The following is a 26,490-nucleotide window of genomic DNA, read 5'->3' as shown; positions in this document are numbered from 1 at the left end:
CTAACAAAGTCAGACACTTGCATAAATTAGGAGGAATGAAGTGATTAGAAATGATAGTTTAATAAGCTTAGTATGGTTATATTAGCAAGTATTCATTCAAAAAGCATAATAGAAATTTTTAAAGTGGAGGTGAAAATTTGCTAGGAAACTTAAGTAAGAAGATAACTATTAATATCAAATGCATGGCTAGAATATGCTATAATGATATCAACTAATCTTAGAACATAAAAGGTGAAACACGCACTATTATGTTCTAAGATTTTTTGCTTTTATAAAATAGTTCGTTTGATTGTTAATAAAAATAGAGGTAAGAGGATTAAGAGATGAATAAATATATAGAGATTAAAAATGCACATATCCATAATCTTAAAGGAATCGATGTGAAAATCCCTAGAAATAAGCTGACTGTTATTACAGGTGTTTCAGGAAGTGGAAAGTCAAGTCTAGCTTTTGATACGCTCTATGAAGAAGGAAAACACAGATACTTAATGTTTTCGAATTCTGGCTTTATGGTGGAGGGAGAATCAGCATTTGATCAAATCACGGGACTTTCACCAACTGTTGCAGTGGAACAGCGCATTATTAGGCAGTCTAATCCTAGAAGTACAGTAGGAACTAAAACCAAAATAAGTAATATGTTAGCGATACTTTTTGCAACCTATGGGGAACGTGAAAATAAGTGTGAAGGTGGCAGACCTTTAACTATGGAGATGTTCCAGAAGAATTCAGCTAAAGGAATGTGCGTGAAATGTCTAGGGAAAGGCATTGTTAAGAAAATAGATGAGGAGAAGCTTTTTGGGGACGGTTCTCAAAAAATCGAGGATGTTTGTTTAGGAGTAGGAAAAAGAGGAAGCACTAAAAAGATGTTAGAGAGCTTTTATAAATACTATAAAGTTACAGGGGATACACCTCTTAATAACTTAACAAGCGACGAACTTTTTGTTTTGAAGTATGGGGATTATGGGAAATCCTCATTTATAGGTTTTATACCATGGATTACGGAGGTTACCAATGGGGCGTTTTCTGCTACTGGCAGATTAGAACAGATGCTAACTGAGGCAGGTTATATGGAAAAGGGAAAATGTCCTAAATGTCAAGGAATGGGTTTAGGAGAAGAAGCTATTCATACGTCTATTGGTGGGAAGACCATCTCTGAAATGGAGCAAATGTATATAAAGGATTTATATGAGTTTTTAAGTAAGCTAAGTACAAAGAATAGATTGATTCAAGAAATCCTTACGAAACTAGAATGCATGATTGATGTAGGGTTATACCACTTAGCTTTATCACGTTCACTTCCCACTCTTTCAGGAGGTGAGATTCAAAGATTATTTCTTGCCTCTTATATTATTGCAGATATGGATGCTATCATTTTCATTTTTGATGAACCTACTATTGGACTACATGAAATAGAAAAGGCAAAATTAATTGATATTATAAAAAAGCTTGTAGGTAAAGGAAATACAGTGGTTGCCGTTGAACACGATGAGGGCTTTATAAGGCAGGCAGATTATATTATTGACTTGGGACCGGATGCAGGAGTTTTAGGAGGTGCTAAGATTTACGAGGGTGATTTTAGCACCTTTTTATCCTGTGATGATTCTAGAACAGCACCTTATTTATCGGGAAAAAGACCTTTTGTACACAAAGAAGATTACCGAAGATTTAATGAAACAAAGCTGCTTACATTAAAAAACGCTTCCTTGCATAATTTAAAGAATATTACTGTAGATATTCCTCTAGGTGTAATGATAGGCGTGGTAGGTGTTTCAGGCAGTGGAAAGTCTAGCTTGATTTCAGAAACCTTAGTGCCTAAGTTAAAAGCATTACTTAAATCAAAGTGTATTATGGAAGATGAAGTAGAGGAAGCAATAGAATTAGGACAAGTAGAACTATTAGGCGTAAGTCAAATTAAGAAGTGCTACGTTATTGATCAAAAACCTATAGGCAGAACTAGGACCTCTTGCCTTGCAACTTATACAGGGACTATGGACCGTATTCGTCAGTTGTTTGCTAAGGCAAGTGACCTTCCTCCAGGCTTTTTCTCTGTTAATGCTCAGGGTGGTTGTCCCAAATGCAAGGGTGAAGGAGAAGTACACTATCATGTAGGCTATGGCAATTTTATTCATGTGAAGTGTGAAGCTTGTGAGGGTATAGGATTTATACCAGAGTCAGCAGAAGTGACACTTGAAGGAAAGAATATAAAGGATGTATTAGAGATGAGTGTAGATGAAGCAATAACATTTTTTAATGATAAAGATGAGCCAATTACCAATATGTTAGAGACCTTAAAACGTGTAGGCATGGGATATATTAAGTTAGGTCAGAAAACACCGACTATATCTGGAGGTGAAAGTCAGCGCATCAAACTCGCTAAGGAACTCTCAAAGGGACAAGCAGCTAAAGATTCTTTATACATTTTAGATGAGCCTACAACAGGGTTATCCTTTTATGATAGTGAAAAGCTTATGGTGTTATTACAAGAGTTAGTGGATAAAGGAAATACGGTTATCATTATTGAACATGATTCGCATGTTTTATCCAGCTGTGATTACTTGATAGAAATGGGTGCTGGTGGTGGGAAAGATGGGGGAGAAGTGATTGCAACAGGTACACCTAGGGAGTTAAAGGAAAATCCTCATTCTATTATTGGGAGGTATTTATGTTAGAGAAAGTAAAGGCTAAAGATAATGAACTTGGGCAAATGATAGACGACTATATTAAGCAAAAAAGATATCCGCAAATTAATAGTGTTTTGCTTTATCAAAATGGACAGATAATCGTAGAACGCTATTATAATAAGTTTACTAAGGAAAGTCGTAATCCTATTAAATCCATATGGAAAAGCATTATTTCTATTGGCATTGGTATCTGTTTAGATAAAGGATCTATCGAAAGTTTAGATGAACCTATTTGTAGGTACCTAGAAGCCTTTAACCAAAACAATCATCCTTATCATAAACTTATTACAATAAAACATTTGCTTACTATGACATCCGGGATTTATTGGAATGGGGGTAAACACTATCATTGTCCTATGTTAGAGCAGCTTAGAAGAACACAAGATTGGTTAGCACATTTAGCAGATATTCAAATGGAAGAGGTACCTGGAAGAAAGCATGTTTATAAAGAATGGGATGTGATTTTGCTAAGTGCCCTTATAAGTCAAGCTACAGGAATGAATACATTTGATTTTTGCAATAGCTACTTATTTACCCCACTTGATATTAAAAGCGAGAAATGGTGGACAAGCCCTTGTGGTATCACCTATAACATAGGGAATACACCCTTAGATGAAGCAACATCTCATTTATGCGCAAGAGATTTAGCTAAGATAGGAAATTTATTTTTGAATAGCGGCAAATACAATGGAAAGCAAATCATTTCGGTAAGTTATATAAAAGAAGCAACTACGCCAACAGAGCAAAATAGTAACTATGGTTTTTTATGGTGGCTAGGAGATGGCTGGTACGGTTGTCGTGGTTTTGGAGGACAGGAGATTAGAGTGATGCCTGAGCAAAATAGAGTTGGTATTATTCAGGCAACCCCAACATCATTAGGCAAATCTTATGAGGATGTATTTGCATTATGCAATCAAGCTACAAGGATTTTAGAATAAATGATACTAAAGTAGAATGAAGGCTTAGGGTCCCTAAAGTAAGACTAAAATAAAGTCTTAACTTTAGGGGCTTCATAATGATATAAATGCTGTAGTTTTTAATAAATTCTATATATTGAAAAAATATTTTATTTGTAGTAAAATAGCTAATGCTCATATTTTAATGATAAGCAGAGGGGGAGAATAGTTGGGAGGAAAACATCAATCAAATAAAGAAATGTCTGTGTGGCAAAGTATGGGGTATACTATAAAAACCATTTGGCATGCAGATAAAGGATGCATTATATATACTTTCTATAAGAACTGTACAGAAGAAGTATTTAATGCTTTTTTCTTTGTTTATATGACAAAGGCTATTTATGCATGTATCAACGATAGGGCACCTTATAGTGAACTCGTAAAGCTCATTGTATTTTTCTGCTCTCTACATATTATTATTCATTTAGCGTCTGCAGGTCATGCCTACTATATTAGACTAAAAACACCCAAGGTATATCGCTACATATTTGACAAGGTTATTACAAAGGCAACAGCTATTGAGCTTACTAGATATGAAGAACCTGATTTTTATAATAAGTTTTCAAGAGCTTTAGATGAATGTCTTAATAAAGCTATGGATGGCTTAGCTAATCTGGCGCAATCTTTAGGGCTTATTTTAGCTGTATTTTGTGCCATAGGTATTATTGCAACTGTGGATCCTTGGCTGATTCTTTTCATTTTTCCACCGGTTATTGGTTCGTTAATTTGTGGAGATAAAGAAAACAAAATGCACTTCGAACTTAGAAAAATGGAAACACCAGATAGACGAGTCACAGACTATGTCAAACGTGTTTTTTATGAAAAGAAGTACGCGGGAGAGATTCGTCTATATGGTATTAGGAATATCTTATTTAAAAAGCATATTGAGAGCTACAAGAATAGATATGCTATCAATGTGAAATATCGTAAGAAAATAGCGCTATATCAATTTTTAAATGCAGTTGTCTTTTTTGGACTTACGTATTTTAGCTCATATATGTATATTACTTTTGTTATTAAAGCTACAGGTACTAGTAGGATAGGAGCTTATGTGGCTATGTTATCAGCAATAGGTTTTGTATCCTGGCAGGTTAAAGAAGCAGTACAAAAGAGCATTGAGGCGGGTAAATACTGCCTTTATATGAATAACTTAAAGGATTTTCTGGAATATGAATCTGACAAGGCCTATAAAGGGGATAAAAAAATAGAGGGAGTTCTTGGAGATATTGAATTTAGCCATGTTAGTTTTACTTATGAGGGGGCTAAGTCACCTGTTATTAAAGACCTATCTCTCTTTATTAAGAGAGGCGAACGTATTGCATTAGTTGGGGAAAATGGAGCAGGTAAGACTACTTTGATTAAACTATTAATGGGCTTATATCCAATTACAGAGGGAGAGATTAAAGCTAATGGATGTAACATTAATGAGTTTGAACCAGAGAACTATCATGAGCACTTTGGAACAGTATTCCAAGACCTTCAGATATTTGCCTTGCCTTTAAGTGAGAATGTACTTATGCGTGCGCCAGAGACAGAGGAAGAAAGAGAGTTAGTAGTAGATGCACTTATAAAGGCACAGTTTGGAGATAAGTTAGCTACCTTAGAAAAAGGTATAGATACTATGGTGACAAAAGAATTTGATGATCAAGGTTTTGTGTGTTCAGGAGGACAGGCACAGAAAATAGCTATTGCGAGAGTATTTGCTAAGAATCCAGATATTGTTATCCTGGATGAACCTTCTAGCGCGCTAGATCCTATTGCAGAGTACAATATGTATAACAATATGCTACAAGTATCAGAAGGAAAAACCGTATTCTTCATCTCTCATAGACTATCTTCAGCACGAATTGCAGATAAAATTTACTTTTTAGAACATGGGCAGATTAAAGAAAGTGGTACACATGATGAACTTATGGCTTTAGATGGTAGTTATGCAGCTATGTTTAGACTTCAAGCTAAGAATTATCAGGAGAGTGGAAGAGGGGAGGTAGTCCTTCATGCCTAAAAATAAAGAGAAAGCAAGTAATCCTAACACAAGTAAGAAGCAAAAAGAAATAAAGCATGATGATAAGGATAAGAAGCAAGATAAATTAACCATGAGACGCCTTATTAGCAATGTATTTTATGTTGTAAAGTGTGCATTAAGAATAGATAAAGCATTAGTGTTTTTAGTAATAGGTGCTTTTGTCACTTGTGGTATTATTTATGCACTATTTGATACCTTGTTCCTTAAAATCTTTATAGATATGCTTTCGGATAAGGCTATAGATCTAAAGGCTACACTCGTTTTTATCATGGTAGGAATCTTAGTCATGGGAATAGGGCAAGCCATAGAAGTACTAGTTGAGAATTGGGCGAGAGCTAAATTTGTAAAAATGACAGGAAAGATTCAAGAAGATTTTATACGCAAGGTGGCAGATATTGACCTTATATGCTATGACCATAAAGATTATTTTGAGGACTTTGTTATTGCAGCAGCTCAGTCTGAAGAAATGATTACTACTGGTGTTCTAAGTATGGCTTGGATTCTAGGGAATATAACGACTATTTTAACCTTAGGTGGACTTATTATGGCTATTAATCCTATCATTGCCATCTTTCCTATTCTAGGTTTTCTTATTAATATGGTGACGCGCTTTAGCATTACTAAAATCGAGTACAACTATGAAATGGAAAGAAAGAGAGTTATGAGAAAAGCTGACTATTCTAAGCGTATTTTTTATCAACCAGAATATGCTAAGGAGATTAAGCTTTCAAAGATAGAGATTCCTCTTCGTAAACAGTTTGAAGAAGCCATAGAAGATATTATGTCAGAAGCTAAAACAGCAGGGGTTAAGATTGCTATTCTTTCTTTAATAAACTGGATATTTGTGTTTACTTTTTTATCTCATTTCTGTGTACCTATGTATTTAGGGTACTTAGCGCTAGTTAAGCTTAGTATAGGTCTAGGTGATGTAGCGGCCATGAATAATGCACAAGGTACAGTAAGAAATCGTTTAGATTCACTTAATTATGCTATGGTGGAATTTCAAAAGGTAGGACAGTTTGCAGAACGCTTTAGGCGTTTTATAGAATATGATATTAATATTGAGGGATATAAAGGAAGTAAAGAGGTACCAGTAGAAAAGAGTGTACTTGAAATTAAAGATATGAGCTTTCGTTATGAGGGAGCTAGTGAAGATACCCTTAAGCATATTCAGATGACTGTTAGGCCGGGAGAAAAAATAGCCATAGTAGGCGAAAATGGTGCAGGGAAGACAACATTTGTAAAGCTTTTAATGCGTTTATATGATGTAACAGAAGGTTCTATTTGCTATGGAGGAGAGGATATCCGCAGCTTTTCAACTAAAGCTTATAGAGATATTTTTGGAGCAGTATTCCAAGATTATCAGCTTTATGGTGCCACTCTAGAAGAAAATGTTTGGATGGATGATACTGCTATAGATGAAGATCATATTAGGAAGGCTTTAAACCTTGCTGATTTTGGAGCTAAGCTAGAAAGATTGCCCAAAGGACTCAAGACAGAAATGACAAGAGAGTTCTCTGATGAAGGAACAATGCTATCAGGTGGCGAGGCGCAAAAAGTAGCTATAGCTAGAATGTTTGCTAAAACAGGAAAACTTGCCATAGCTATTTTAGATGAACCTTCTAGTGCCCTGGATCCTTTTGCAGAATATAAGCTCAATCGCAATATGATGAAAGCAGCAAAAGATGCTACTATTATCTTTATTTCTCACAGACTTTCAACTACCAGAGAAGCAGACCGCATATATATGTTTGAACATGGTGAGATTATAGAACAAGGTACTCATGATGAACTAATGGCATTAAAGGGAGAATATGCTAAGATGTTTGAAAAACAGGCTTATTATTATCAAGAAGAAATAAGCAGTTAAGAGATAGCTGAATTTTTATTAGGGATTCGGTTTCTTGAGTACATATACATAAGTGTAAAAACAAAATAAATAAACAAAGTTTAAAACCAGAGTCTTAAGGTCTTAGCTTCCTAGCATAGGGTGCACCGGCCAAGACTTTAGGAGCTCCTCACTCATTGGTTTAGCTTTCATAACTAGTCTTAGTAGGCACTAAGTTATAACGCATACGTGCTGAGGAGCCATCTTGCGCCTTGATTAAGGTCTATTTAGCTAGCCACGAAAGTTAATTTCAAGAGTCTGGAGTAAAAAATAGTGCCCCAAGTATTCTATATACTTGGGGCACTATTTTTTTATTCAGCTTTTCTTTTTCTTAAAAACACTTCATGAGAGTAACTTTACTAGCTATTTGAAGTGTCCCTTTAATAGTCAGACTGATTCAATAATGGAAGTGTGCCATTCATCTTGGACTTTATTATAAAGTATTTTAAAGCATAGGAAGTGTACCATTAAAGTAATGCCCCAAGATATGGGATAGGAAATATATAAGGTAGTTAGTGTTGGCATCAGTTTAAATACAGTAAAAATCCAAAGAATACGTAAGCCACAAGCACCTAGTAGGGAAACAATCATAGGTATGACAGAATACCCAAGGCCTCTAATACTTCCAACTAATACATCCATGATACCACATAAGAAGTAGGTGGAGAAGATAACTTTCATTCGAACAACACCATAAGCAATCACCTCTGAATCAGAGGAATAGAGGCGAAGTAAAGGAAACCTAAATATAAAGAATAATAAGCTCATAGTACTGCCGACTACAAAGACACTGATTAAGCAAACACGTAATATAGGTTTAATGCGATCATATTTTTTACCACCTATATTTTGCCCAGTAAAGCTAAGGGCTGTTTGATGAAAGGCATTCATAGAAGTATAGACAAAGCCTTCAAGGTTAGCAGTTGCTGCATTTCCTGCCATAGCAATAGCACCAAAAGAATTAACTGAGGACTGGATGAGCACGTTGGAGATAGAGAAAATAGCTCCTTGGAAGCCTGCAGGTAAGCCGATGCGCATAATTTTAAGCAATACAGTTTTATTGATATGTAGCTTTGAAAGTATTAATTGGCAGCCACCAGAAGTACGCATTAAACAGAGTGTAATTAAAAAAGCAGAAATACACTGTGCAATAACAGTAGCAAGTGCTACACCAGCAACACTCATTTTAAAACCAATTACAAACACTAAGTTAAGAAGAGCATTAATGACCCCAGCTATAAGTAAAAAGTAAAGAGGTCTTTTAGTGTCTCCCGTAGCACGTAAAATAGAACTACCAAAGTTGTATAAAAGCATGGCGGGCATACCAACAAAATAAATTTTCATATATAAAGTAGCCAGTTCTATCACTTCATCGGGTGTTCCCATTAATAGGAGCAGAGGTTTAGCTAAGAGGATTCCGATAAAGCTTAGGAAAAAGCCACAGATTATACTTAGCAAAATAGAAGTATGTAAAGTCTCATGAAGATCTTGGTCATGATGTGCACCATAAGCTTGTGCAATAAGGACATTAGAACCAATAGATAGACCAATAAAAACATTAACGAGTAAGTTAATAAGCGAGGCTGTTGAGCCAACAGCTGCCAATGCTTCCTTACTCGAGTATTGTCCAACAACAATCATATCAATGGCATTAAAGAGTAATTGCAAGATGCCAGAACACATGAGAGGGATGGAGAAAATTAAAATTTTTTTAGTTAATGGACCATTACACATATCTATTTCATAAGAATTTTTAGTCATAATAAACACCTGAGTTTCTTTTTAGTAATAAGCGTTCTATTGTGTAAACAATATGCTAATTATAATATTATATATTTATTTTATTATAACAGAAAAGTAGGTTAAGTTAGATAAATTTGTTGATATTTAAATAGAGTAAGAGGTCCCCTTTGGAAAGTCTCTTTAATTTACTTTACAAAGGCTAATCTGTGATTTTAAAGTAGATCCAGTTGACACCACAGAAGATGTGTGATAAAATTCAGAAAATTAAAAATATGAAATATATGCGTATAAGAGAATGTAAGAATGCTACAAGATATTAAAATTCTAAATGGCAAAGGAAAAGTATAGTGAATAAGTGCAAAAAGTTTTTTCATCTCTATTCTCTTAGTTAAGATAATAAGTATATGGAGAAAACGGTTTTAGGTTTAGCATTGCTTTATATAACACAAAAAGAATAAGTTTGGGGGAGAAGAAATATGATAAAAAGAAAAGATGAGAAAACTATTTCCAGCATCAATAAGCAGCCTAGAGTATTGGTTATAACCGGTGTAAATATTATTAATGTGTTAGAGAAAGCTATTCATGAGAACAGTACGATTATTTGCAGTTGTGGAAAGATCGATAAAATCGGGTCCGCTGAAACCATATCTATTCCTGAAGATGCAGAAGTCTTAGACCTTTCAGGACGGTATATTCTGCCGGGATTGATTGATGCCCACGTGCATCTGGCTCATCCGGGCGTTGACGATTATGGAAGAATCAATACAGAAACCATGACAAAGAAGCTTCTACGACACTCCCACTTAACGCTAAAATCAGGTGTCACAACAATAAGAAATATGCCTGGTTCATTTGGGTACAATATTCTAAAATTTAGGGACGAAATTAACGAGGGAAAATACATAGGTCCTAGGATTTTAGCAAGCGGCCCTGCTTTATCAGTGCCATATGGTTATTTTAGTATAAAGAGATTTATTCCAGCTCCTCCAGTTTTATTATCATTTTTAAGCCTTATTTTTGGTGTTAAAGGATTATCAGTTGACATTGATGAGCCGCAAGAAGTGTTAGAAATCATTAAAAAGCTGAAGAAGGCCGGTGTGGATTTTATTAAAACCAGCACACCAGGAACATCTTTGTCATTCATTGAAAATGATTCTGAGAGTCGGGAGTTTTATATAAAAAGAAAGGTAGATCCGCGCCTACTGGATGCAAGTATGATTCCGGAGATATTGAAAGCCATTACAGAATCAGCTCATAAAGAAGGATTGAAGGTATCTGCACATTCAATTTGCTTACCTGAAGGTATTAAGCAGGCAGTTGAAGTAGGAGTAGACAGTATAGAGCATACGCCACTGGGGCTGATAGATGAGGCAACATTCAAGCGAATGAAAGAAAATGGAGTATGTTGGGTTCCTACTGCATATTGTTTTATACACTGGTCAGATTTAATAGATAACCCTGACTTATTTAGTAGACAGGAAGTGAAGGAGGCCGTACCAGAACCTTATCATTCCATGGGTAAAAAGGCTATAGAAAAGCAAAGGGAAGCCATAAAATCCGGAACAGATCCGATTTGGGTAAAGTTTTATGATGAGATGCCTAATTATAGGCAAACATATCTTCCTGTTAATCTTGAAAATGCTATTAAAGCTGGAGTGAGAATTGTAGCAGGAGTAGATGCGGGGATGGGAGGTGCAGGATATGTTCCCCATGGGTTCCTGTACAAGGAACTTGAGTTATTTGTGAAGCATGGAATGGATGAATATGAAGCTATTCGAACTGCTACAGTAAATGCTGCCGAACTCTTGGGTGTGGCTGATGAGCTTGGAAGTATAGACCTGGGTAAAAAGGCTGATTTAGTTATCCTGAGTGCAAATCCACTAAAGAATATATCTGACTTAAATCAAGTTGAGTTTGTCATAAAAGACGGTAAAATTGTTTACAGTGTTCATGCTGAGTGAACCAATTTTCTTAGTTTAGAAATTTACAATCGGGTTATTGTTCTTTACATACAAAGTAGGAAATTTATGTGCCTATGCATCTTATATAGTTCTTGCCCATCAATAACCCTAAGGGGAGTTTCCAATTGTATCTTATGTTTATTTAAGTATAGTCATATAGAGTATATATAACAAGAAAGTAATAGTTTAGTAAGAAGTATTTTTAAATAAACTGTGCATAAAAAAAAGCGATTACGTAGTTTAATTCACGTAATCGCTTTTTTTTATGCACAATAAAATGAATCAATTCTTCGTAGATCCATACCAAAATATCGCCAACGCCATCCCATTCGTCTCCAACCTGCAAGAGAGCGGGGGCCTACAAAAGTAACAAAAGCCCAAAAACCAGGGCCATTAGTTGGCCATATATAAACAAATCGATTAATACAAGGGGATATGGCACCTGTATCAATTGCAAGTGGTTGAATACCGCCACCAAATGCTTGAGGAGATCCAGGAGGACCGGGGGGGCCAGGAGGACCAGGGGGTCCAGGAGGCCTAGGAGGTCCTAGTTTTGTACCTTGATTTTTATTCGGAGTAAAGTTTGGAGGTGAACTTGTGGGTGGTTGCACTCTATGAATGCCTAAACGCTCAAATATATCAGACATTTTTCATAAACTCCCTGCACTTTTCTATTAATAGTTTATTAGAGAAAAAGTAATATTATGACTGCAAATTGAGTGTATTTATATTCGAAAACAAAAATTGAATTTTCGAGCATTTATTGGTTTTGATGTAAAAAGTATAAATGTCTCAAAAATACATAGTCTAATATAGGAAATCTTGAATCTACTTGAATAGGATGGGATGAAGATGAACACTTTTGAAATAAAAACAAAAGTAAAATTTGGACAAGGTTCACTTGCGTACCTTGAAACATTAAGAAAGAATCGTGTATTTATTGTGACAGACCCTTTCATGGTTAAGTCTGGAATGATTAATAAAATTACAGAATACTTATCACCTAATCAGTATGAAGTATTTAGTGAAATCGTACCAGATCCACCTATGGAGCTTGTTGTAAAAGGAGTTGAGGCCGTAACTTCTTACAAGCCTGAAGTAATCATTGCTTTAGGTGGTGGGTCAGCCATTGATGCAGCAAAAGCTATTATGGATTTCTCAAGGAAACTTGGAGAGTTAAAGGAAATGCAGTTTATAGCAGTTCCTACAACTAGTGGAACAGGCTCAGAGGTAACCTCTTTTTCTGTTATCACAGACGAGATTAAACATATCAAGTATCCTTTAGTATCAGATGAGTTCTTGCCAGATGTAGCTATTTTAGAACCAGAGCTTGTGAAAAGTGTTCCGAGTAGTATTGTAGCTGATACAGGTATGGATGTTTTGACTCATGCCATAGAAGCGTATGTATCCACAGCAGCAACAGATTTCTCTGATGCACTAGCTGAGAAAGCAGTAGAGTTAGTTTTTGAGTATTTATTAAGGTCTTATAGAAGTAGTGAAGATATAGAGGCAAAGGAAAAAATGCATAATGCATCTTGCCTTGCAGGACTTGCCTTTAATCTAGCTTCATTAGGAATTAATCATGCGATTGCCCATAATATTGGAGGCAAGCTTCATATTCCACATGGTAGAACTAATGCCATATTACTACCTTATGTTATTGAGTTTAATAGTGAAATTGAAGGGTTTAATCCTAATAAATATTCGATAGCAGCTAAAAAATATGCACAGTTAGCAAAGTTAGTGGGCATAGAAGGAAGCACAACTAGAATGTTAGTTAAGAATTTTATTCATGCCATTACGAAACTTCAACATGAAATGAAGATGCCTACGCGTCTTCAAGAATGTAAGGTCTCTCTAGAGGACATTAACAAGCTTAAACAAGAGATTGCAAAAGGTGCTTTAGAGGACGCATGTATTGTAACCAATCCACGTACTGCCACAGCAGGAGACATTTTAGAGATTATTTATAAGGTAAGCTAAATAACAATCTAGAAGAGAAAAGGATGAATGGAGAAAATGAGGTAAAGTATGGCTATTCATATAGAGGATAAACAACGCATTATTCAGGAATTTGTACCTGGAAAACAAATTACACTAGCTCATATTATTGCTAACCCTACCCAAGATATCTACAAGAAACTAGGCCTTATTACTGAGAAAATCAGTGCTATTGGGATTTTAACTATTACACCTAGTGAAGGCGCTATTATTGCAGCAGATGTAGCCACTAAGGCATCAGACATTGCTATTGGTTTTATAGACCGCTTTAGCGGGGCACTTATTATAAGTGGTGATATTAGTGCGGTAGAAGCTGCACTTAAAGATATTGTAGATGTGCTTAGTAATAATCTAGGATTTACACCTACAGCTATTACGAGGACTTAGGATATGAGCAGAGTTATTTTTATGGGTAGAACAGGCTGTGGAAAGACAACACTATGTCAAAAGCTTGATGAACTAGAAATTAAGTACAAAAAGACACAAGCTGTGGAGTTATACAATCATGCCATTGATACACCAGGAGAATATCTAGAAAATAGGAATTATTATAGTGCTCTTATTATGACGGCAGTAGATGCAGAGATTATTGCTTTAATAGGAGATCCTACAGCAGAAGATAACTTTATTCCTCCTGCTTTTGCATGTTCATTTGCGAAAGAACTTATCGGTATTATAACTAAGATTAACTTAGTAGAAGATGAGTCACAAATTCAGAAGGTAGAAGAAAGTCTTAAAGCAGCCGGAGTAAGTAAAATTTTTAAGGTAGATACAGTAGATGACATAGGAATAGAAGAATTATTTACTTATCTAGAAAAATTTTTAAGCCTTAAGGAATAGTAAGAGGTGTGTAGACCTAAATGGTTTAGGAGATTTAGGGGATAAAGATTATTAATGGAGGAAGTGAGGGAATGAGAGAAGAACTTCTAAGTGTAGGGATTGATATTGGAACCAGTACAACACAGCTTATATTTTCAAAGCTCATTATCGAAAATATGGCTTCTAGCTATACGGTACCGAGAATTGTCATTGTAGATAAAGAAATTATTTATAAAAGCCCCATTTACTTTACACCCTTGGTTTCTTTAAAAGAAATTGATGGACCTAAAGTGAGAGAAATCATTGAAAAGGAATATAAGAACGCAGGTGTAGATAAAAAAGACATTGATACAGGGGCCGTTATTATTACAGGAGAAACAGCCAGAAAAGAAAATGCAGAAGAAGTATTAACGACCTTAAGTGGGTTTGCTGGGGACTTTGTAGTGGCTACAGCAGGACCAGACCTAGAAAGTATTATATCAGGTAAGGGTGCAGGTGCTCATATCTATTCAAAAGAACATAATACAGTAGTTGTTAATATCGATATTGGCGGGGGAACCAGTAACCTCGCCGTCTTTAGAAGGGGAGATGTAAAAGATACTGGTTGTTTAGATATAGGCGGCAGATTAATAAAAGTTGATGTTATTTCTAAAAGAATAACATATATTGCGCCTAAATTAGAAACACTAGTGAAGAAATACCATTTAGGGTTAGAAATAGGAACTATAGCTACAAAAGATAATCTTAGACCCATTATAGACATAATGGTAAAGGTATTAATGCAAAGTGTTGGATTAGTACCTATAGATGAAGACTTTAAACTTATGGTGACTAATAAAAGTATTCTTTTAGATAATCCTATGGAATGTATATCTTTTTCAGGAGGTGTGGCAGATTATATTTACTACGATGAGAAAGAGCGAGGACCTATAAGAGACTATTTTGAGTATGGGGATATAGGCATCCTGTTAGGAGAGTCTATTAGACAGTCTGAGTTATGCAGCAAATTAAAGGTTATAAAAAGTACAGAGACTATAAGAGCAACTGTAGTTGGTGCAGGAACACATACTACGGAAATAAGTGGCAGTACTATTACCTACACAAAAAATGCTTTTCCTATTAAGAATTTACCTATTCTAAAAATGGCTTATGAGGATGAAAGTAGTGGCTCTATTGTGCTAGCAGAGGCCGTTAAGAAGAAATTAGAATGGTTTAAATTAGAAGGAGACTTGCAAAGGGTAGCCATTGCTATAGAAGGAAAAGAAAATCCTAGTTTCAAGGAAGTACAAGCATATGCAGAAGGGTTAGTAGAAGGTATGCAGGAACTTATTGAAAGGGAATTACCCCTCATTTTAATTGTAGAAAAGGATATGGCAAAGGTATTAGGACAGACTATGTACAACAAACTAAGTTTCAAGAAAGATGTAATCTGTCTAGATAGTGTAAAGCTAGATAATGGTGATTACATTGATATAGGCAATCCTATTGCAGAAGGAACAGTGCTTCCTGTAGTTGTTAAAACATTAGTATTTAATTGAAAGGAGTACCTTTATGATTTTAAAGACTCAATTATTTGGACATACCTACGAGTTCAAATCACTTAAAGAGGTAATGGCAAAAGCCAATGAAGAAAAGTCAGGAGATAAATTAGCAGGTCTAGCAGCAAGCAGTGCAGAAGAAAGAGTAGCTGCAAAAGTCGTATTAGCTAACATTACACTAGAAGATCTTAGAAACAATCCAGCAGTACCTTATGAACTTGATGAGGTTACTCGTATTATCCAAGATGATGTTAATGAAAAGATCTATAACGAATTTAAGCATATGACAGTAGCAGAATTTAGAGAATGGATTCTTGATGAAAAAACGACAGGTGCAGATATTCGCAGGGCATCTAGAGGGATTACTTCAGAAATAGTAGCTGCTGTAGCTAAACTAATGTCCAATATGGACCTTATTTATGGAGCAAGCAAAATTCGCATAACTGCTCACTGTAATACAACAATTGGTGAACCAGGAACACTTTCTTCCAGACTTCAACCAAACCATCCAACAGATGACCCTGATGGTATTATGGCTTCGTTATTAGAAGGTTTAACCTATGGGGCTGGAGATGCACTACTTGGACTTAACCCAGTAGATGATTCTACAGAAAGTGTTGTGCGTGTACTCAAACGCTTTGAAGAAATTAAACAAAAGTTTAAAATTCCAACTCAAACTTGTGTACTTGCCCATGTTACAACTCAAATGGATGCTATTCGCAAAGGCGCACCAACAGACCTTATTTTCCAATCTATTGCAGGGTCAGAAAAGGGAAATGAAGCCTTTGGATTTAATGCAGCTACTATAGAAGAAGCAAGACAGCTTGCTTTATCAGAAGGAACTGCAGAAGGACCTAATGTTATGTACTTTGAGACCGGTCAAGGCTCAGAGCTTTCCTCAGAAGCACATCATGATACAGATCAAGTAACAATGGAAGCAAGATGCTATGGCTTTGCTAAACGTTTTCAACCTTTCATTGTTAATACTGTAGTAGGTTTCATTGGACCAGAATATTTATATGATGGTCGCCAAGTAAGCCGAGCAGGACTTGAAGACCACTTTATGGGAAAACTAACAGGAGTATCTATGGGGTGTGATGCATGTTATACCAACCATATGAAAGCTGACCAAAACTCTATTGAAGATTTATCTGTTTTATTAACAACAGCAGGCTGCAACTATTTCATGGGTATTCCTCATGGTGATGATGTTATGCTTAACTATCAAACTACAGGTTTCCATGAAACAGCAGCACTTAGAGAAATGTTCGGACTCACAGCTATTAAGCCTTTCCATGAATGGCTAGTTAAGATGGGCTTTGTAGATGAAAAAGGCCGTTTAACTGAAAGAGCCGGAGACGCATCAATATTATTCTAGGATAAGGAGGCAAAATGATGAACGAACAAGATTTAAGAAAAATGGTAGAACAACTAGTAGAACAAATGGTTGGAAAAGACTCTAGTGCGACGGGTAGTAGTGTTACTATTCCAACTACACCAGCTGCATCCATTGTACAAGCAGCAAGTAATGAAACAAAGACAACTACTATTGACCCTAATGGATGCATTCCTGACATTACAAAGATTGATATTAAGAAGCAATTTTTAGTAGATCATGCAAAGGATAAAGAAGGTTATTTAGCAATGAAAGCTAAAACACCAGCTAGATTAGGTGTAGGTAAAGCAGGTGCACGTTATAAAACAATTACCATGCTTCGTGTAAGAGCAGACCACGCTGCTGCGCAAGATGCAGTTTTTAATGATGTATCAGAAGACTTTGTTAAAAAGAATAATTTCGTTTTCGTCAAAACCCTATGTAAGGATAAAGATGAATATTTAACTAGACCTGATTTAGGAAGAAGATTTGGACCAGAGGAGTTAGAAATTATTAAGAAGACCTGTGGCAATAATCCAAAGGTATTAATAGTGGTAGGTGATGGCCTATCTTCTTCAGCTATTGAAGCAAACGTAGAAGATGCTATCCCAGCTATTAAACAAGGCTTACAGATGTATGGTATTACTGTACCAGAGATCTTATTTATAAAATATGCCAGAGTTGGAGCTATGGATGCTATTGGCGAGGTAACTGGAGCAGATGTTATTTGTATGTTAGTTGGTGAAAGACCTGGTCTTGTAACTGCAGAATCTATGTCAGCTTATATAGCCTACAAGCCTAAACATGGTTTGCCAGAAGCTAAGAGAACGGTTATTTCTAATATACACAAAGGTGGTACCACAGCAGTAGAAGCAGGAGCTCATGCGGCTGAATTAATTAAAACTATGTTAGATAAAAAAGCATCTGGTATCGACTTAAAGTAGAAGGAGGCAGTCATAATGAAAAACGATAAAATGCGAGCTAATGTACTTGGTGTACGTGTCATTTCTAATGTCAGTGCAGAGCTTGCAGCAAAATTAGAATTAGGACCAAATCATAAAAGTATAGGAATCATTACTGCCGACAGTGATGATGTGACGTATACTGCATTAGATGAAGCAACTAAGGATGCAGATGTTGAAGTCGTTTATGCACGTTCTATGTATGCAGGAGCAGGTAATGCTTCTACAAAATTAGCTGGTGAAGTCATTGGTATTATTGGTGGACCAAGCCCCGCAGAGGTAAGAAGTGGTCTTAAGGCGGCTTTAGACTTCTTTGGGTCAGATGCTTGTTTTATAAGTGCCAATGAAGATGATTCTATTGTCTATTATGCGCATACAGTATCTCGTACAGGTTCATATCTATCTAAAGTGGCAGGTATTGAAGAAGGAGAGCCACTTGCTTATTTAATTGCTCCTCCAATGGAAGCAATATATGGACTTGATGCTGCTATGAAAGCTGCAGATGTTAAACTAGTTGAATTCTTTGGGCCACCTTCAGAAACAAACTTTGGTGGAGGGCTTCTTACAGGTACTCAATCTGCATGTCATGCCGCATGTGCTGCATTTGCTGAAGCCATAAAAGCTGTAGCAGATAACCCAAGGGATTATTAAGATGATGCAAGCATTAGGCCTCATAGAAGTAATTGGTTATCCTGCTGCAATAGAAGCAGCGGATGCCGCATTAAAAGCTTCTAATGTTCAACTAAGTGGTGTGTCAAAAGTTGGAAGCGGCATTATGACAGTACAACTTTTTGGAGATGTAGGAGCTATCACAGCAGCGGTGCAGGCAGGTGGTCAAGCAGCTGAAAGGATTGGTAAGGTTAGGGCAACTCATGTTATCCCTAGAGTAGATGAAAGCTTGATTGGAAAGGTAATACAATCAAGAGCAATGGAAACCAAAACTAACAAGGAAAGTACGCCTGAATTTAGTATGTATCAGCAAGAAGAGATACAGCCTGTGAAAACGGCACAACAAGCTCAAAGTATAGAAGGCAATGCCTCGATCCCAGAATCAGATATATTAAATGATGATACGGAGACTGGAGTAGGGCAGACTACTAATGAAGACATAGTAAGTGCTGAGGACCTTAGTAAAAAAAGTAATACTGAGCTGAGAGCACTTATTAAGGCTTTGGGGATCAATGTGCCTATCAAGCAATTAAAAGAAGCTAAAAAGTCAGAGCTGATTAAGATGATAACTGAGGCTAGAAAATAAACAAACTATAGATGACAACTAAGTAAGGAGGCCCCAATGGAACTAATAGATAAAGACTTACAATCCATTCAAGAGGTTAGAAACCTTTTAATAGAAGCACAAAAAGCGCAAGAGGTATTATCTACCTTTAGTCAATGTCAAATCGATAAGATTGTAAAAGCTATTGCAGATGCAGGAGCTGCCAATGCTGAAAAGTTAGCAAAGATGGCAAATGAAGAAACAGGTTTTGGACGTTGGCAAGATAAAGTAATTAAGAATATCTTTGGATCAAAAGGTATTTATGAAGCTATCAAAGATCAAAAGACAATTGGTATTTTAAGAGATAACAAAGAAGAAAAAATCTTAGATATAGGTGTACCTGTAGGGGTTATTGCAGGGATTGTACCATCTACTAACCCTACTTCTACAATTATGTACAAAACACTTATTTCCATTAAAGCAGGTAGCTGTATTGTTTTTTCTCCGCACCCAAGTGCGAGAAACTGTATTAAAGAAACAGTAGATATATTAACAAGAGCAGCAGAAGCTGCAGGTTGTCCAAAAGGAGCAATCTCCACTATTACGCTTCCAACTTTACATGCAACACAAGAACTTATGAAACATCCTAATACGAAACTCATTTTAGCAACTGGTGGACCAGGTATGGTGAAATCTGCTTATTCTTCAGGAACACCAGCTATTGGAGTAGGTGCAGGAAACGGGCCAGCTTTTATTGATAAAAGTGCAGATGTTAAACTAGCTGTTAAACGCATTATAGATTCCAAGACATTTGATAATGGTACCATTTGTGCTTCAGAACAATCTGTTATCGTTGAAAGATGTATGGAAGAAAAAGTAATTGCTGAGTTTAAAGCTCAGGGAGGCTATTTCTTAGATGAACAAGAGAATAAACAACTTGCTAAATTTATTTTAAGAGCAAATGGTACAATGAACCCTCAAATTGTAGGAAAGAGTGTAGAACACATTGCCAAACTAGCAGGACTTACCAAAGTGCCAAGTGCAGCTCGTGTACTGATTGGAAGGGAAATAAATGTTGGTCATGAATATCCTTATTCAAGAGAAAAGTTAGCACCTATCCTTGCCTTTTATGTAGAAGAAAATGTAGATGCTGTGCTTAAAAAGTCACAAGAAATCCTTCATTTAGAAGGGAAAGGGCATACTTTCTGTATGCATGCTAATGATGAGGAGCTAGTAAAACATTTTTCACTCCATATTCCAGCATCACGTATTTTAGTCAATACCATGGGTTCATTAGGTGGTGTTGGTGGTACAACTAACTTATTCCCAGCACTTACCTTAGGTTGTGGGGCAGTAGGTGGTAGTTCCTCTTCTAATAACATTGGTCCTATGGATCTTATTAATATTAGACGTGTAGCCTATGGAATAAAGGAAATAGAAACACTAAGACAAGAAGCCGGAGTTGGTTGTTCTTCGTCAAATATTGGTAATAGCTGTTGTGAGAAGAGTTTAGTAGATGAAATCGTAAGAAGGATTATGAAAGAGTTAATATAATTAGCGAAAAGTAGAATACTAAGGATGTAGTGTAATAGATGACACTATACTTTATAGGAGGAAAATAAAATGGCAAATACAAATGCATTAGGAATGATTGAAACAAAAGGTTTAGTTGGCGCAATTGAAGCAGCTGATGCCATGGTAAAGGCGGCCAATGTTGCTTTAGTTGGTAAAGAGCAAATTGGAGGTGGCCTCGTGACTGTAATGGTAAGAGGAGATGTAGGTGCTGTGAAAGCAGCTACAGATGCAGGGGCAGCAGCAGCAGAAAGAGTAGGAGAACTAATCTCTGTGCATGTTATTCCAAGACCTCATTCAGAAGTTGACGTTATCTTGCCACATAGTCATGCACAAGCATAAGACGCTCCTATAGGAAAAGCCCTTTAAGGGTAAGAAGAGGATACCTAGAGTTATATCTAGGTAACCTCTTTCTATAACAAGGTAGCAGACTATATTATAGGGCAAGAAGGTGAGTAAGTGTCCGTATTAACAGAAAATGATGTAAGACAAATGCTTGCAAGTGGACAGCTAAAAGAAAAAGGTCAAATAGTTGTTCCACGTAATAAAATCATTACACCTTCAGCTAGAACTTATTTATTAGAAAAAGGCATTGAAATGAAGATGGAAGATAATCCCGTAGGAGAGGTGACGAAGGTGAGTGAAGAGTATATAGCAGCAGATGAAACAGAAGTCTATGAGACTATCTTTGGTGCTAAATTAAACGAGAAACCTGAGCATATGACACACCTTAGAGGCAACCTATTGGTATTTAAAGATCATCCTCGCATTGCTTTTAGAGGTGCGATAGATAGCTTAGAGGCAGAAATAGTCATGACACAGATATCTGCAGAAAAGCAGCACTTGCCTCAGATGATAAAAGACCTTGAAGAAATTATTAAGTTCATTAGAAGGTTATTAAGAAATGAAGTGTGTGGTGAACCAATAGGTGAATTTACATTGCAAGGCTTAGATGCTAAAGAGCTTAGAGAACACTCCCATCATCCAAGTAAATATTATGGTATAAGTCATTTTTTACCTAATTATAAGCAAGGTGAAATGGTAGCTTATCTTAATAAACTAAGAACCTTAACACGTGAAACAGAGCTTATTGCCTACAAAGCTTTTAAAGATGAGTATGGGCAAGTTAGTAGAGAAGATATTATTAAGTCTTTAAACCGTTTATCCTCATTATTCTGGGTTATGATGTTTAAATATTTAGCAGGTAAATATAAAACTAACGCATAAGTTTTATAAGTTTATAAAATCAATGAAATGAATTCAGTATAGAGAAGGGAGATTATATGTCAGCATCAGTAGACCAATTAGTAGACACCATAGTAGAAGCCTTAAAAAAGCAATTGTTTATTGAAGTAGAAGCCTCTGGTAGACATGTGCATCTTTCAAGACAAGATGTAGATACATTATTCGGCGTAGGCTATAAGCTTACACCCGTAAAGGAATTATCTCAGCCAGGACAATATGCTTGTAGTGAACGTGTTACCGTTTCCGGACCAAAAGGAAGTTTAAAGAATGTAGTTGTATTAGGTCCAGAAAGAAAAGCCTCTCAGGTGGAGATTTCCTTAACAGATGCCTTAGTCCTAGGAATTAAAGCACCTATTAGGCAAAGTGGAGATATTACAGGAACACCTGAGATTACAGTGAGTAATGGAGATAGACAGGTAAAGCTTTCACAAGGACTCATTGTAGCTAAAAGGCATATGCATATTACACCAGAGGATGCAAACAGATTCCATGTAACAGATGGTGAGATTGTAAAAGTAAAAGTTTTTGGAGCAAGACCACTTATTTTTGATGATTTAGTAGTGCGTGTAAGTAAGGATTTTAGAACATATATCCATATTGACTATGATGAAGCAAATGCATGTGGTTTTACTAAAGGTACCTTAGGTATGATTATTAAATAAAATGAGAAGGGGTGGGAGCGTGTACAATCAAACCTTGATAGATGAAATTTTGAATGAAGTTTATAAAAGGCTAGAGGATAAATGTAATGAACAAACTTCATTAAAGAAGCTGATATTTATTGGCCCCATGCCCGATGTAGGTTTAAAGTATTTAAAGCAAGCTTATAAGTGTAGTGTTTATAAGAATAGCGAGGAAAGCTATGAAGGGATAGTAATTACTAAGCTTACTATAGAGATGCTAGGCCATTTAGCTACTAGCTCGCCTGTTACAGAAGAGGAAAGTCTTATATTAAAAGCTCTTTTAAATGAGAAACAGGTTTATATGCTAGAAGAAGGTATAGAATACAGGCGTTACAAAGAAAATGCGCATAAAGCTCTATACACACTTTTAATGGATTACGAAGATAAGATTAAAAACTATGGTATTCAGTGTATTAGTCATTTAGATGAATTACTTAATAGTGCAAAGTCTAGAGATAATCACAAAGCACCAAAACCCATTACAGGTAATGTTAACTTTGATATGACTTATAAAAAGTTACTTTTAGAGGCAGACCTTATTAAGAAACATCTTGAAGGAATTTGTATTGTTACTATTTCAAAAGGCTGCATTATTACCCCGCTAGCAGATGATTATATACGAAAGCATCATATTGAGATTAAAAGAGTATAGGAGATGCAGAAGCTATGGAAATAGGCAGGGTTATAGGGCGTGTATGGGCCACTAAGAAGGATGAACAGTTAAATGGTCAGAAATTCCTTGTTCTTAAGATACTTCTAGAACAAGGAAAGGAAAACCCAGAGCTTATTGTAGCAGCAGATATTATTGGTGCAGGAGTAGGTGATTTGGTGTTAGTGGTAAGAGGTGGTTCTGCACGTTATGCAGTAGGTAATCCGGATTGTCCTATTGATTCAGCCGTTGTTGGTATAGTGGATTCTATAGAGGTAGAGGAAAATGAATAGAAGCATAGGTGCACTTGAATTTAGGAGTATTAGTAAAGGAATTGAGATTTCTGACCAAATAGTAAAAAAGGCAAATGTTGAAATTATTTATTGTAGAACCATTTGCCCTGGTAAATTTTTAATTATTGTAACAGGAGATGAGGGCGCGGTAGATGAGGCTATTGATCATGGAAAGAGCCAAGTTGCTAGAATTTTAGTAGATAGTTTTAAACTACATGCAGTATCTCCTGTTATTATAGATGCTTTTAAAAATAAGTATGTAACTAAGGAAATAATAGATGCAATAGGTGTTGTAGAAACTAATAAGGTTTGTACGGGAATTGTAGCACTGGACCGCGTTTTAAAAGCTAGTGATGTTAGACTTATTAAAATGCAATTAGCACAATGTATTAGTGGCAGATTAGTTTTTACTATAACAGGTCCTGTTAGTAGTATTGAATATGGTTTCTTGGAAATTAAGAACATATTAAGTGAGAATGAGTATTCCAATACAGCTATTATTCCATCTCCCAGTAAGGAGATTAAAAAATACTTAATCTGAAAGTATCTAATGATAATCCAAATAAATGGAGGCGTTTTTTATGAGTATAAACGAAATCATTGTTTATATCATGGTGATTTTTGCAGTGCTTGGAGCTATAGATAAAATTATAGGTAATCGGTTCGGGTTAGGAGAGAAGTTTGAAGAAGGGATTATGGCTATAGGAACACTAGCCATATCTATGGTTGGTATTATAGCATTAGCACCTGTTATTGCAGAGCTACTTAAGCCAGTTATTGTTCCTTTATTCGGATTTTTAGGGGCTGACCCAGCTATGTTTGCAGGTTCTATTTTGGCAAATGATATGGGAGGAGCACCTCTTGCTGAAGCTTTAGCTATAGATCCTAATGCAGGACTATTTGGAGGCCTTATCGTAGGTGCTATGCTTGGGCCAACAATTGTATTTACTATTCCAGTAGGGCTAGGCATTATTGAAGAGTCAGATCGTAAATATTTGGCAACAGGAGTCCTAGCAGGAGTTATTACAATTCCTATAGGGGCCTTTGTGGGAGGACTTGTAGCAGGTTTTCCAATCATGATGGTTATTATGAATCTTATTCCAATCATTATTTTTGCAGTGCTTATCGCTTTGGGACTATTCTTTTTTGAAAATGGTATGATTAAAGGTTTTACTTACTTCGGAAAGTTCGTAGTAGCTGTTATTATCTTTGGTCTTGCGTTAGGTATTATTGAGCAGCTTACAGGTATTGTTATTATTCCTGGTATGACACCTATTTCGGAAGGTTTTACTATTGTAGCAGACATTGCGATTGTATTAGCTGGTGCATTTCCATTAGTGTATGTCATTACGAAAGTCTTTAAGACACCTCTAATGAAATTAGGAAAGGTATTAGGAATGAATGATGTGGGAGCAGCTGGCCTTGTAGCGAGTTTAGCTAATAGTATTCCTATGTTTGGCATGATGAAGGATATGGATGCAAGAGGGAAGATTCTAAATGTTGCATTTGCAGTATCTGCAGCTTTTGTATTTGGAGATCACCTAGGTTTTACCGCTGGCTTTAATCCAGAAATGATATTCCCTATGATAGTAGGAAAGTTAGTAGGGGGTATTACAGCTATTATTGTAGCTATGTTTATTGCCAATAAAACACTTGGAAAGGAAAAGGCATAGATGGATATAGATCGCTCAACTTTAGAGACACTTATTAAACAAATCATTGTAGAAAAACTAGGAGCAGGAAGTTGCAATCATGTGGACTTTTCAAGACAAGTAACCTCTTCTGGTGTAATGTCTGTTAAGGTGCCAACTGTAAAAGTAGACGAAAGTAACCGCCTTGATACAGGCGTGGCTGCTGATATAGTTTATACAAAAGATTTATTTACTTTACAAGAAAGCCCAAGGCTAGGCTGTGGTGTGATGGAAATGAAATCAACTACCTTTGATTGGACATTAAACTATGATGAAATAGACTATGTCATTGAAGGCAGTTTAAGTATTATCATTAATGGAGAAACAGTAACTGCCAATGCAGGAGAATTAATTCTTATACCAAAAGGTTCTAGTATTAAATTCTCTGTGCCTCATTATGCCAGATTTATATATGTGACTTACCCAGCCGACTGGGCAGGACAAGCTTAAAATATGGGAAATAGCAAAGGAGGATGCTTAAGGGCATCCTCTTTTGCTATTTTAGAACAGCTTTAAAGGGAAAATTGAGCTATAATATAAATAAGGAATAAACTTAGGATGTAAATATAAGAAATACAAATAGAAATTTGCCTTGGCGTTTATGAGGAATGCTGCTGGGCGGAAATGAGAGGAGAGGGCTATCTTCCAGTGTTCCGGTTCAGGTTTTTAGAGGCACTAGGCTCCTTTATTTGGATGAACGTGCGAAAACTCCCGTTGGTCAAACACTCGCACTAAAAACCATCCAAAACACTCGCCAAGTGCCTCTAAAAAACTTTCCCAAGTCACCCTTCCAGATAGCTCTCTCCTCTCATTTCTTACAAGCATTATTGACCTTATAAATACCACCGACATTAAGAGAGCCTGGAAAGAAGGCGTAACGACAGAGCGTGTTAATTAATAGCAGTTAGAGAACGTAAAAAAGCACATCTCCAAGTACTGTATATACTTGAAGATGTGTTTCCTTGGTCCAGACTCTGGTAATTAACTTTCGTGGCTAGCTAAATAGGCTCTAATCAAAGCGCAATATGGCTCCTCAGCACGTATGCGTTATAGCTTAGTGCCTACTAAGACTAGCTATGAAAGCTAAACCAATGAGTGAGGAGCTCCTTAAAGTCTTGGCCGGTGCACCCTATGCTAGGAAGCTAAGACCTTAAGACTCTGGTTTAAAACTTTGTTTGGTAATGCTAAGTATAA

General features: G+C 36.2%; 24 protein-coding genes. 22 read left to right on the top strand and 2 right to left on the bottom strand.

Annotated elements, in window-relative coordinates; genetic code table 11:
• Positions 1 to 323 precede the first annotated feature (323 nt).
• The 4 genes from EKH84_RS01760 (at position 324) to EKH84_RS01745 (ending at position 7,533) form a co-directional block, all read left to right on the top strand.
• Complete coding sequence (locus EKH84_RS01760) at positions 324 to 2,669, top strand: ATP-binding cassette domain-containing protein (RefSeq protein ID WP_127064890.1); 2,346 nt, start codon at positions 324 to 326, stop codon at positions 2,667 to 2,669.
• Positions 2,663 to 3,619: a serine hydrolase domain-containing protein gene (locus EKH84_RS01755; protein WP_127064889.1), complete on the top strand. Its 957-nt coding sequence runs from the start codon at positions 2,663 to 2,665 to the stop codon at positions 3,617 to 3,619. The genes EKH84_RS01760 and EKH84_RS01755 overlap by 7 nt, the downstream gene beginning before the upstream one ends.
• 187 nt (positions 3,620 to 3,806) lie before the next feature.
• On the top strand, positions 3,807 to 5,642 hold the full coding sequence (locus tag EKH84_RS01750) for an ABC transporter ATP-binding protein (RefSeq protein WP_127064888.1): 1,836 nt from the start codon (positions 3,807 to 3,809) through the stop codon (positions 5,640 to 5,642).
• On the top strand, positions 5,635 to 7,533 hold the full coding sequence (locus EKH84_RS01745; RefSeq protein WP_127064887.1) for a peptidase domain-containing ABC transporter: 1,899 nt from the start codon (positions 5,635 to 5,637) through the stop codon (positions 7,531 to 7,533). Before EKH84_RS01750 ends, EKH84_RS01745 begins: the two co-directional genes overlap by 8 nt.
• Before the next feature lie 405 nt (positions 7,534 to 7,938).
• On the opposite strand, the gene EKH84_RS01740 is transcribed toward EKH84_RS01745, so the two are convergent.
• Positions 7,939 to 9,312, bottom strand: coding sequence for an MATE family efflux transporter (locus EKH84_RS01740; protein ID WP_127064886.1), 1,374 nt, complete (start codon positions 9,310 to 9,312; stop codon positions 7,939 to 7,941).
• A 458-nt stretch (positions 9,313 to 9,770) separates the two neighbouring features.
• Here EKH84_RS01740 and EKH84_RS01735 point away from each other — a divergent pair, with 458 nt between their 5' ends.
• Positions 9,771 to 11,255: an amidohydrolase family protein gene (locus EKH84_RS01735; protein WP_127064885.1), complete on the top strand. Its 1,485-nt coding sequence runs from the start codon at positions 9,771 to 9,773 to the stop codon at positions 11,253 to 11,255.
• 263 nt (positions 11,256 to 11,518) lie between these two features.
• On the opposite strand, the gene EKH84_RS21800 is transcribed toward EKH84_RS01735, so the two are convergent.
• On the bottom strand, positions 11,519 to 11,902 hold the full coding sequence (locus tag EKH84_RS21800; RefSeq protein WP_190283453.1) for a hypothetical protein: 384 nt from the start codon (positions 11,900 to 11,902) through the stop codon (positions 11,519 to 11,521).
• Positions 11,903 to 12,107: 205 nt separating this feature from the next.
• Between EKH84_RS21800 and EKH84_RS01730 the strand changes: the two genes are divergently transcribed.
• The 17 genes from EKH84_RS01730 (at position 12,108) to EKH84_RS01650 (ending at position 25,746) form a co-directional block, all read left to right on the top strand.
• A complete protein-coding gene (locus EKH84_RS01730; RefSeq protein ID WP_127064884.1) occupies positions 12,108 to 13,238 on the top strand; it encodes a 1-propanol dehydrogenase PduQ in 1,131 nt (376 codons plus the stop codon).
• Positions 13,239 to 13,286: 48 nt separating this feature from the next.
• A complete protein-coding gene (gene eutS, locus EKH84_RS01725; RefSeq protein ID WP_127064883.1) occupies positions 13,287 to 13,643 on the top strand; it encodes an ethanolamine utilization microcompartment protein EutS in 357 nt (118 codons plus the stop codon).
• Positions 13,644 to 13,646: 3 nt separating this feature from the next.
• Entirely contained in the window at positions 13,647 to 14,096 is a 450-nt protein-coding gene (locus EKH84_RS01720) for a EutP/PduV family microcompartment system protein (RefSeq protein WP_127064882.1), read from the top strand.
• A 71-nt stretch (positions 14,097 to 14,167) separates the two neighbouring features.
• The gene (gene eutA / locus EKH84_RS01715; protein WP_127064881.1) at positions 14,168 to 15,613 is read left to right on the top strand and encodes an ethanolamine ammonia-lyase reactivating factor EutA; all 1,446 of its coding nucleotides are present in this window, start codon (positions 14,168 to 14,170) and stop codon (positions 15,611 to 15,613) included.
• Between the two features lie 13 nt (positions 15,614 to 15,626).
• On the top strand, positions 15,627 to 16,991 hold the full coding sequence (locus EKH84_RS01710) for an ethanolamine ammonia-lyase subunit EutB (protein WP_127064880.1): 1,365 nt from the start codon (positions 15,627 to 15,629) through the stop codon (positions 16,989 to 16,991).
• A gap of 17 nt (positions 16,992 to 17,008) precedes the next feature.
• Positions 17,009 to 17,932: an ethanolamine ammonia-lyase subunit EutC gene (gene eutC, locus EKH84_RS01705; protein ID WP_127064879.1), complete on the top strand. Its 924-nt coding sequence runs from the start codon at positions 17,009 to 17,011 to the stop codon at positions 17,930 to 17,932.
• A gap of 15 nt (positions 17,933 to 17,947) precedes the next feature.
• Positions 17,948 to 18,601: an ethanolamine utilization microcompartment protein EutL gene (eutL, locus tag EKH84_RS01700; RefSeq protein ID WP_127064878.1), complete on the top strand. Its 654-nt coding sequence runs from the start codon at positions 17,948 to 17,950 to the stop codon at positions 18,599 to 18,601.
• A gap of 1 nt (position 18,602) precedes the next feature.
• Entirely contained in the window at positions 18,603 to 19,205 is a 603-nt protein-coding gene (locus tag EKH84_RS22695; protein WP_127064877.1) for a BMC domain-containing protein, read from the top strand.
• A gap of 36 nt (positions 19,206 to 19,241) precedes the next feature.
• A complete protein-coding gene (locus EKH84_RS01690) occupies positions 19,242 to 20,717 on the top strand; it encodes an acetaldehyde dehydrogenase (acetylating) (protein WP_127064876.1) in 1,476 nt (491 codons plus the stop codon).
• Between the two features lie 69 nt (positions 20,718 to 20,786).
• Positions 20,787 to 21,077, top strand: coding sequence for an ethanolamine utilization microcompartment protein EutM (eutM, locus tag EKH84_RS01685; protein WP_013659034.1), 291 nt, complete (start codon positions 20,787 to 20,789; stop codon positions 21,075 to 21,077).
• 117 nt (positions 21,078 to 21,194) lie between these two features.
• Positions 21,195 to 21,962 (top strand): cobalamin adenosyltransferase, encoded by a 768-nt coding sequence (locus EKH84_RS01680; protein ID WP_127064875.1) that lies wholly within the window; start codon positions 21,195 to 21,197, stop codon positions 21,960 to 21,962.
• 56 nt (positions 21,963 to 22,018) lie between these two features.
• Entirely contained in the window at positions 22,019 to 22,642 is a 624-nt protein-coding gene (gene eutD / locus EKH84_RS01675; protein ID WP_127064874.1) for an ethanolamine utilization phosphate acetyltransferase EutD, read from the top strand.
• Between the two features lie 19 nt (positions 22,643 to 22,661).
• Positions 22,662 to 23,315 carry a hypothetical protein gene (locus EKH84_RS01670; RefSeq protein WP_127064873.1) on the top strand — a complete coding sequence of 218 codons (654 nt, stop codon included), beginning with the start codon at positions 22,662 to 22,664 and terminating at the stop codon, positions 23,313 to 23,315.
• A 14-nt stretch (positions 23,316 to 23,329) separates the two neighbouring features.
• A complete protein-coding gene (locus EKH84_RS01665; RefSeq protein WP_127064872.1) occupies positions 23,330 to 23,605 on the top strand; it encodes a EutN/CcmL family microcompartment protein in 276 nt (91 codons plus the stop codon).
• Positions 23,598 to 24,146 (top strand): BMC domain-containing protein, encoded by a 549-nt coding sequence (locus EKH84_RS01660; protein WP_013659029.1) that lies wholly within the window; start codon positions 23,598 to 23,600, stop codon positions 24,144 to 24,146. The genes EKH84_RS01665 and EKH84_RS01660 overlap by 8 nt, the downstream gene beginning before the upstream one ends.
• A 40-nt stretch (positions 24,147 to 24,186) precedes the next feature.
• Positions 24,187 to 25,278, top strand: coding sequence for an ethanolamine utilization protein EutH (gene eutH / locus EKH84_RS01655; RefSeq protein WP_013659028.1), 1,092 nt, complete (start codon positions 24,187 to 24,189; stop codon positions 25,276 to 25,278).
• Positions 25,279 to 25,746 (top strand): cupin domain-containing protein, encoded by a 468-nt coding sequence (locus EKH84_RS01650; RefSeq protein ID WP_127064871.1) that lies wholly within the window; start codon positions 25,279 to 25,281, stop codon positions 25,744 to 25,746.
• The last annotated feature ends 744 nt before the right edge of the window (positions 25,747 to 26,490 follow it).

Origin of the sequence: Cellulosilyticum sp. WCF-2 (assembly GCF_003990395.1) — a bacterium.
Classification (GTDB): domain Bacteria; phylum Bacillota; class Clostridia; order Lachnospirales; family Cellulosilyticaceae; genus Cellulosilyticum; species Cellulosilyticum lentocellum.
This window is presented reverse-complemented; position numbering and strand designations above follow the sequence as displayed.

Bases quoted from the DNA above. Each gene is read 5' to 3' on its own strand.
- eutA (WP_127064881.1), top strand. From the start codon at position 14,168: ATGAGAGAAGAACTTCTAAGTGTAGGGATTGATATTGGAACCAGTACA.
- EKH84_RS01735 (WP_127064885.1), top strand. From the start codon at position 9,771: ATGATAAAAAGAAAAGATGAGAAAACTATTTCCAGCATCAATAAGCAG.
- EKH84_RS01755 (WP_127064889.1), top strand. From the start codon at position 2,663: ATGTTAGAGAAAGTAAAGGCTAAAGATAATGAACTTGGGCAAATGATA.
- eutH (WP_013659028.1), top strand. From the start codon at position 24,187: ATGAGTATAAACGAAATCATTGTTTATATCATGGTGATTTTTGCAGTG.
- EKH84_RS01665 (WP_127064872.1), top strand. From the start codon at position 23,330: ATGGAAATAGGCAGGGTTATAGGGCGTGTATGGGCCACTAAGAAGGAT.
- EKH84_RS01660 (WP_013659029.1), top strand. From the start codon at position 23,598: ATGAATAGAAGCATAGGTGCACTTGAATTTAGGAGTATTAGTAAAGGA.
- EKH84_RS01760 (WP_127064890.1), top strand. From the start codon at position 324: ATGAATAAATATATAGAGATTAAAAATGCACATATCCATAATCTTAAA.
- EKH84_RS01740 (WP_127064886.1), bottom strand. From the start codon at position 9,312: ATGACTAAAAATTCTTATGAAATAGATATGTGTAATGGTCCATTAACT.
- EKH84_RS01720 (WP_127064882.1), top strand. From the start codon at position 13,647: ATGAGCAGAGTTATTTTTATGGGTAGAACAGGCTGTGGAAAGACAACA.
- EKH84_RS22695 (WP_127064877.1), top strand. From the start codon at position 18,603: ATGATGCAAGCATTAGGCCTCATAGAAGTAATTGGTTATCCTGCTGCA.
- EKH84_RS01650 (WP_127064871.1), top strand. From the start codon at position 25,279: ATGGATATAGATCGCTCAACTTTAGAGACACTTATTAAACAAATCATT.
- EKH84_RS01710 (WP_127064880.1), top strand. From the start codon at position 15,627: ATGATTTTAAAGACTCAATTATTTGGACATACCTACGAGTTCAAATCA.
- eutS (WP_127064883.1), top strand. From the start codon at position 13,287: ATGGCTATTCATATAGAGGATAAACAACGCATTATTCAGGAATTTGTA.
- eutL (WP_127064878.1), top strand. From the start codon at position 17,948: ATGAAAAACGATAAAATGCGAGCTAATGTACTTGGTGTACGTGTCATT.
- EKH84_RS01730 (WP_127064884.1), top strand. From the start codon at position 12,108: ATGAACACTTTTGAAATAAAAACAAAAGTAAAATTTGGACAAGGTTCA.
- EKH84_RS01745 (WP_127064887.1), top strand. From the start codon at position 5,635: ATGCCTAAAAATAAAGAGAAAGCAAGTAATCCTAACACAAGTAAGAAG.
- eutD (WP_127064874.1), top strand. From the start codon at position 22,019: ATGTCAGCATCAGTAGACCAATTAGTAGACACCATAGTAGAAGCCTTA.
- eutM (WP_013659034.1), top strand. From the start codon at position 20,787: ATGGCAAATACAAATGCATTAGGAATGATTGAAACAAAAGGTTTAGTT.
- eutC (WP_127064879.1), top strand. From the start codon at position 17,009: ATGAACGAACAAGATTTAAGAAAAATGGTAGAACAACTAGTAGAACAA.
- EKH84_RS21800 (WP_190283453.1), bottom strand. From the start codon at position 11,902: ATGTCTGATATATTTGAGCGTTTAGGCATTCATAGAGTGCAACCACCC.
- EKH84_RS01690 (WP_127064876.1), top strand. From the start codon at position 19,242: ATGGAACTAATAGATAAAGACTTACAATCCATTCAAGAGGTTAGAAAC.